The sequence below is a fragment of the Pseudemcibacter sp. genome (assembly GCF_965661635.1).
GTDB lineage: Bacteria > Pseudomonadota > Alphaproteobacteria > Sphingomonadales > Emcibacteraceae > Pseudemcibacter.
The window spans coordinates 1-6,841 of record NZ_CBFIEP010000037.1 but is presented as its reverse complement, the minus strand read 5'-3'; the positions used below and the strand labels follow the sequence as shown (position 1 = coordinate 6,841).

The window sequence follows — 6,841 nt, the reverse complement described above, 5'->3', positions numbered from 1 at the left end:
AAGTAAATACGCAATAATGCTTAAACGTCACGACGATGAATAAGGTTGCGCAGCATGGATTTCAGCATATCAATATCTTCTGCGGAATATCCGTCAAGGACTTCTTCTTCGAACCGTTGAGCACGACATTTAACGGATTTTAAAAATTCGCGTCCTTTTTCAGAAAGGGTAATGCATTCTGCATCGTCAAATTGAATTTGTCCATTATCCCGCAGCCATTTTAATGACATAGAAACCGTTGCCATATCGATACGGGTTGATTTTGCAACATCTGGCGTCGTCATATTTGGAATTTGGCTGATATGAATCAATATGCGCGCATGCGCTACTGGAATTCCTTCGTCCAATAACTCACGATGGAAAGGATCCGATATTTCCCAATAACTTCTTAATAACAAAAGAACAATAAAATCATTGTCTTGAGGTTCTTCAATTCCCGTAGGTTCTGGAAAATGGTTACTAGGGTGTCTTGTAGCCAATCCATATTGCCCGTTTGCGTAAAGGAGCGGTTTCTTATTAGAAATTTCAAAATCTTCAACTTCACCAACAAAAATCGTGTGATCTCCACCCGGATATTGATGAACATTTTTACATTCAAGATATGCGACAGTATCTTTTAACAAAGGCATTCCATATTTGCCCTCAATTATAGTAGCACGGTCAAACTTATCGTCAGCAGGATTAGCAAAATTATTTGATAATTCTAATTGGTCTGATGCCAAAACATTAACGGCGAAATGACTAGCTTCTGTAAGATCAACCAGATTATTGGAACGATTATCCAAACTCCATAAAATCATAGGAGGATTAATACTAAGTGAGCTAAAGGAATTAACAGTTAGACCTATTTTAGAACCATCTTTTGTTAATGATGTAATTACAGTAATTCCGGTCGCAAATTTTCCGAAACAATTCCTTAGCTCTCTTGCATCTATTTTAGCTTCATCTACTTTAGTCATAACAAATCCTATTTACGGAAATTTACATATTTCCAAACTGCTTTCACCATTTTTCAGTCGACGACGCACTTCATCTTTTTTTTCTTCAGACGCACTTCATCTTCTTTTTCTTCAAGAGCATAAGAAGCTTCTATCACGACTTCTAATTTGTTTGCTCGAATAATAACAATGCCGTCACGATCACCAATGACACCATCCCCTTTTTAATTCATCCTATCTGCAAGTCTATGGACATTACAGGGTTCCATTCCGATACGTCGACCAAGTTTATTTTGTGAAGTTGGCCCCAATAAACGTAATGAAGTCATCGCCGCAGTTTCCATAGGACTTAATCCAGTAAAAGCGATTTTTTGCTTCATCTTATTTCGAGCTTTATGAAACACGCGCCTTAGTAAATGTCCAACCTGATCCTCTAGGCCGGATTTATTTTCCTTATCGTATTTTTCGATAGCCAAAACTTACCTCATTCATTTCTCTATTATGATCATAACAGCAGACACTTTTAATGAAAAGTTTTATTCTTTGGTCCTTAATCTAGATATGATTATTACCAACTATTTTGAATATATTATTTTTCATTTGTTTTTATATGAAATGCTAACGTAAGCTAAAAGAAAAAGAATCATAAAATAAGAGGGAAAACCAATTGAGTGATACATTTGCACAAAAAGTAACCTGGACATCAAAATCTGCATTTTTATTAGCCGCAATTGGATGTGCCGTTGGGCTTGGTAACCTATGGCGTTTTCCGTATATTGCAGGACAAAATGGCGGCAGTGCTTTTATCATGATTTATGTTGGGTTTGTTTTTCTTCTTGGAGTTCCCTTAATAATGTCGGAACTTGCCATCGGACGCGAAGGTAAATTAAGCGCCGTTGGTACAATGCAAAAATTAACCGCACAAGGTTATAACCCTATTTGGAAAATTATTGGCTGGATCAGTGTGCTTGTTCCAGTTCTGGGTTTATCCTATTATTGTGTCATTGCTGGATGGTCCGTTGATTATATATTTAAAGCGGCGATGGGTGATTTCAGCAATATAGATGCCGCTGGATCCGGTGCTATTTTCCAAGAAGCCCAAGATAACTGGCCCGTTCTTATTTTTTGGTTCACTCTTTTTCTTTTTACAACAATTACCATTATCTCACTTGGAGTAAAGAATGGGCTTGAAAAAGCAGTAAAACTTATGCTCCCCGCATTGTTTGTTATCCTCGTATTTCTGGCGATTTATGCAATGAGTACAGGGGACTCAAATAAAGCCATAGAATTTCTTTTAAACCCTGATTTCTCAAAACTTACCCCAAGAGCCATTCTTGAAGCACTAGGTCAAGCCCTCTTCTCCCTTGCTATTGGTGTAGGTGGATTAATCACATATGGCGCATACCTTCCTGATGATGTATCGTTACCAAAATCAGCCGGTTTAATTGCTATTGCAGATACAATGGTCGCGCTTCTTGCTGGGTTTGCAATCTTCCCTATTGTGTTTGAATATGGCCTAGAGCCAAGCGAAGGACCGGGATTAATATTTGCTACGCTTCCAATTGCATTTGGTCAAATGCCAGGTGGGATTTTATTTGGCACGCTTTTCTTTGTGTTGCTTTCCTTTGCTGCGCTTTCATCAACGATTGGGATGCTAGAGCCCGTGGTTGCATGGTTAGAAGACAGAGGACTTTCCCGCAAAAAAACGGCTTGGATGGCCGGTATGATTGCATGGTCTCTTGGAATTTTCATGGTGCTATCGTTCAATTTGCTCGTAGATTATATGCCCCTTAACTTTATCCCACTATATGAAGGCAAAAATCTATTTGGAATTATGGATTATACGGTAGCCAATGTTTTGATCCCAATTAATGCCTTGATGATCGGACTTTTCGCGGGATGGGCTATGTCCAATGAATTGGCCGAAAAACAATTCGGATTTGCTTATGGTAGCCCGCAGTTTTCATTATGGCGTGTAAGCACAAAATATATCGCAACGATTGCCATAACAATAGTCGTTTACGGAATGATTTTTGGTAATCCGTTCTAAGAGCTATTAAAACTACCGATTTAAACTATATTTTTTTGGATCTAATGCTGGTTCATTACCATCAATGATATCAGTAAGCATTTTTGCAGAGCCCGCTGCCATGGTCCACCCAAGTGGTCCGTGCCCAGTGTTGACTAGTAAATTAGCAACATCAGTCTTTCCCAAATAAGGTGATCCATCCACACTAATCGGTCTTAGGCCTGCCCATTCTGTGACTTTATCCTTATCAAAATAAGGCGCAAAATCAGGATATATTTCACTAAGTAAATCATACATATTGGCTAAGCGGTCAGATGTGAGACTTTGATCAAGTCCTGCAAATTCTGCTGTACCCGCTATACGAAGCACATCCCCAAGCGGGGATATAGCCGCATGGAAGCCATCGTCAATAATTGGCATTCGCGGTCCGCCGTTCCAACCATTAAGTGGTACTGTAATTGAATATCCTTTGGCGGGTCTTACCGGAATATTAATACCGATTGATTTTGCAAGCGGTGTTGAATAGCTTCCTGCGCATAAAATATATTTATCCGCTGTCATATCACCCGCACTGGTTCTTACGGCACTAATATCATTATGCTTCTTGATTATTTTTTCGACACGGACACCATAGTTAAACTTTGCGCCTAGTTTCATCGCTTCTTTTTCAATTTCACAGGTGAATTTATACGCATTACCCGCTTGATCATCCGGAAAATGAACGCCACCGGCTAGCTTATCAATAACGGGTTCAAGCGAAGGTTCAGCCTTTAAAAGGTCATTACCTTTAAGCACTTCGTAAGTCATGCCGTGCGGTATTAAATGTTCCGAAAGACGAGCAAGTTTTTCAAGACTTTCCATATCCCGAAATACTTTAATAGACCCGGTTGTAATCTGGTCATATTTAATATTTAATTTTTTTCTAAGTTCATCTAATAATTTGACTGAATACCATGAAAGATCAGCACTTCTGTGAATGTTTTCAATATATAACTTTTCACGTGAATTATTTAAGAATGACACACCCCATCCAAGCAATGACGGTAATGCTTTTAATCTTAATAAAAATGGGCTATGCGGATTACCAATTGTGGAAACAAGTGTTTTAAAAATTCCGGGAGCATTCCATGGGTCCGCCATAGACGGCGTAAGCATTCCAGCATTGGCAAAACTTGTTTCTAAGGCGGGGCCTTCTTGACGATCTATCACTTCAATGTCGTGCCCGGATTTTGCCAAATAATAAGCCGTCGTCGAGCCAATAACACCGGCACCAATAATGATAATTTTCATAACTTAAATTATTCTTCTTTGTTTTTAAAAATCTTCCACATACCAATAGTAAAAAGTGGCAGAATGATCAATATGATAAACACATAAGTTAGCGTTCCATAGCCTTCTTTAATTAAATTAACAACACCAAATTCCGTTGCTATTACAATGGCGGTAAATAAAATGACAACTGCAATAAGAGGACGCATAAAACGGGGCATAATTTTATTATGATGTTCATAAGCGACAGCAAAACGTTCATTTATTGAATGGATTAAAGCCGTACCAGTTTCAATAAAAGTTCCAAACAAAATAATCTCAAAAATTATCTTAAAGATTGGCACATCTAAAATCGTTAATAAGTAATTCACCGGTAATTGTTCTTCAATAATATCCGGGTAATAGCCCATCATGGCAACAAAAAAGAAAATAGCAGGTATCGTCGCAATTGGCCCCGCTAGCAATCCAGAAATAAGAGCTTCTTTTCGGGATGTTAAATGGCGAATACAAAAAAGGACTGCCGGAATAGTTGCAAGATTATATCCTGAATATGTAAGACCACTTTGAACCCAGCCGTCACCAATTGGATGATTTGAGAAATTGGCCGCAATTTTATCACCAAAAACAGTCATGCAAAGAATAACAAATGCGGCATACGCGACATAAAGTAAAATCGACCAAGCGCTTAAGAATTTTTCAATAAGGCTTGAGCCATAGAAAACCAATACACCGACAGAAAGCATCATTACGGACGTCCCCCAAATGGGTAAAACACCGTAATTTTCCATTAGCAACGCACCGGCGGCGGCCCCAACGACTGAAATTGTGACAATAATTTGTAGGAAATAAGCGATTTCAAACAAAAAACTAAATCGTCCTAATGTCTGGCTGAAATATGTTTTATAATCAAAACTTTTAGTCATACGTGCCAATTCAAAACAGGCCGCAAGTGTAATACTCCATATGAACATCGCGACTAATATTCCAATAAGGCCGCCAACCGGTCCTGAGCCAAAGAAAAATTCAACAATTTCTCTGCCTGTTGAATATCCCCCCGCAATAATAACCGATTGAAAAATAAATCCCGGCAATAAATATCGTTGAAAAAAACTTGCCATTCACGCTTCCTCTACTTTTATCAAATAAGCATGACATTTATAATTGTTTGATGCAAAGGCATTTTTTGTATATCGTCAGTGGCATTATGAGAGTTGCGGAAAATTAATGAATAAACCGATCAATAAAAAAACACAAAATTCTAAACCGATTGATGACTTAACGGGCATCGAAGTCAAAGATGACTTTGAACGTTTCGAACAGAAATTCGATATATATTGCCGTGCCATGTGGGATCCACAAATAAAGTCAGAAAAATCAGATAAGTTTTTTGAGGGCTATTATATGCCCTATGCAAAAGCACGTAAAACAGATGGGTTTAGCCAGAAAGATTATGCCTTTCGCAATGCGGCGTGGCACGTGAATAATGTTATTCGAGATATTGAAAAGTCAGGTGAATTCAGAAAAGAAAAACCGAATGAAATACGAAAAGAAGGTTTTTGGGATTATTATACTTCGCATGATGAAGGATGGCCGGAACCTTACCCATATGAAAGCGCCGCCGAAGCGACACGCGATTTAAAAAAAGTGGCCGGGTTTTGTGGGGTCGGCGATCTAGGTGTTTGCGAATATGACGAAAGATGGATGTATAAATCCATTTTCTCCATGCAGGGGAACGGTCAAAAGCCACAAGAAATTCCAGATGATATTCCAAATGTAATTGTCACTTTAGAACCTATGGATCGAGAACTTATTAAAACGGTCCCGTCTGCATTATCCGGTGCAGCCACAGGTCTTGGCTACACTTTTGATGGTGTCGCAATTATCACACTAGCGCAATATATTCGCAATATGGGATATCGCGCATATGCGACGCTTAATGATACTGCTTTGTGTATACCGCTTGCATTGCAAGCGGGGCTTGGTGAAGTGGGTCGTCATGGCATGCTAATCAATGAAAAATATGGCCCACGTTTTCGTATTGGTAAAATATTCACCGACATGCCGCTTGAAATCAACAAGCCCAAAAAATTTGGCGTCCAAGAATTTTGCACAACATGTGACCGCTGTGCTGTCGCGTGCCCGCCAAATGCCATACCCTTCGATGCACCAAGTGATCACGTCCATAGCGAAAGCAATATCAAGGGGGTGGTGAAATGGACGCCGTCTGCGGAAAAATGTTTTAAATTTTGGTGTAATCAAAATACAGACTGTATTATTTGCATAAGATCATGTCCTTATAATCGTGATTTTTCTAGGTTACGTCACCGTCTTTGGTTAAAGCTCGCTAAAAGTCCTTTTAAGAAACTGGCTTTAAAACTAGATGATCTTTTTATGGATCGCGGTAGATTAAAAACCAGTTGGTGGTGGCGACCGGAACTGAAAAAACAAGAAGCGGTAGAAGCCCCAAAGCTAAAAAAGAAAAATAAGAAATAATCCATCATGTCATAACAATATTTTTTAGTCACTTTAAAGCTATCATATGTAATGATTTTCACCTATAAAGCCCCAAACATACTATGAGACAGCCACAATGATTGAAGTCGGT

Annotated in this window: 6 protein-coding genes; 2 read left to right on the top strand and 4 right to left on the bottom strand. The window is 38.8% G+C overall.

Features of this window, described 5'->3' with window-relative positions; genetic code table 11:
• Positions 1-20: 20 nt before the first annotated feature.
• Together ACTF6W_RS02675 and ACTF6W_RS02670 are read right to left on the bottom strand one after the other, a co-directional pair.
• Positions 21-959 carry a flavin reductase gene (locus tag ACTF6W_RS02675; protein ID WP_438992992.1) on the bottom strand — a complete coding sequence of 313 codons (939 nt, stop codon included), beginning with the start codon at positions 957-959 and terminating at the stop codon, positions 21-23.
• 203 nt (positions 960-1,162) lie between these two features.
• On the bottom strand, positions 1,163-1,414 hold the full coding sequence (locus tag ACTF6W_RS02670) for a hypothetical protein (protein ID WP_438992991.1): 252 nt from the start codon (positions 1,412-1,414) through the stop codon (positions 1,163-1,165).
• A 191-nt stretch (positions 1,415-1,605) separates the two neighbouring features.
• Here ACTF6W_RS02670 and ACTF6W_RS02665 point away from each other — a divergent pair, with 191 nt between their 5' ends.
• Complete coding sequence (locus ACTF6W_RS02665) at positions 1,606-2,988, top strand: sodium-dependent transporter (protein ID WP_438992990.1); 1,383 nt, start codon at positions 1,606-1,608, stop codon at positions 2,986-2,988.
• A 12-nt stretch (positions 2,989-3,000) separates the two neighbouring features.
• On the opposite strand, the gene ACTF6W_RS02660 is transcribed toward ACTF6W_RS02665, so the two are convergent.
• Positions 3,001-4,257, bottom strand: coding sequence for a D-amino acid dehydrogenase (locus ACTF6W_RS02660; RefSeq protein ID WP_438992989.1), 1,257 nt, complete (start codon positions 4,255-4,257; stop codon positions 3,001-3,003).
• An 8-nt stretch (positions 4,258-4,265) separates the two neighbouring features.
• Positions 4,266-5,354: a YkvI family membrane protein gene (locus ACTF6W_RS02655; protein WP_438992988.1), complete on the bottom strand. Its 1,089-nt coding sequence runs from the start codon at positions 5,352-5,354 to the stop codon at positions 4,266-4,268.
• 106 nt (positions 5,355-5,460) lie between these two features.
• Here ACTF6W_RS02655 and ACTF6W_RS02650 point away from each other — a divergent pair, with 106 nt between their 5' ends.
• A complete protein-coding gene (locus ACTF6W_RS02650) occupies positions 5,461-6,729 on the top strand; it encodes a reductive dehalogenase domain-containing protein (protein ID WP_438992987.1) in 1,269 nt (422 codons plus the stop codon).
• The last annotated feature ends 112 nt before the right edge of the window (positions 6,730-6,841 follow it).

Coding starts and splice junctions, on each gene's coding strand:
- ACTF6W_RS02675 (WP_438992992.1), bottom strand. CDS start 959: ATGACTAAAGTAGATGAAGCTAAAATAGATGCAAGAGAGCTAAGGAAT.
- ACTF6W_RS02650 (WP_438992987.1), top strand. CDS start 5,461: ATGAATAAACCGATCAATAAAAAAACACAAAATTCTAAACCGATTGAT.
- ACTF6W_RS02655 (WP_438992988.1), bottom strand. CDS start 5,354: ATGGCAAGTTTTTTTCAACGATATTTATTGCCGGGATTTATTTTTCAA.
- ACTF6W_RS02660 (WP_438992989.1), bottom strand. CDS start 4,257: ATGAAAATTATCATTATTGGTGCCGGTGTTATTGGCTCGACGACGGCT.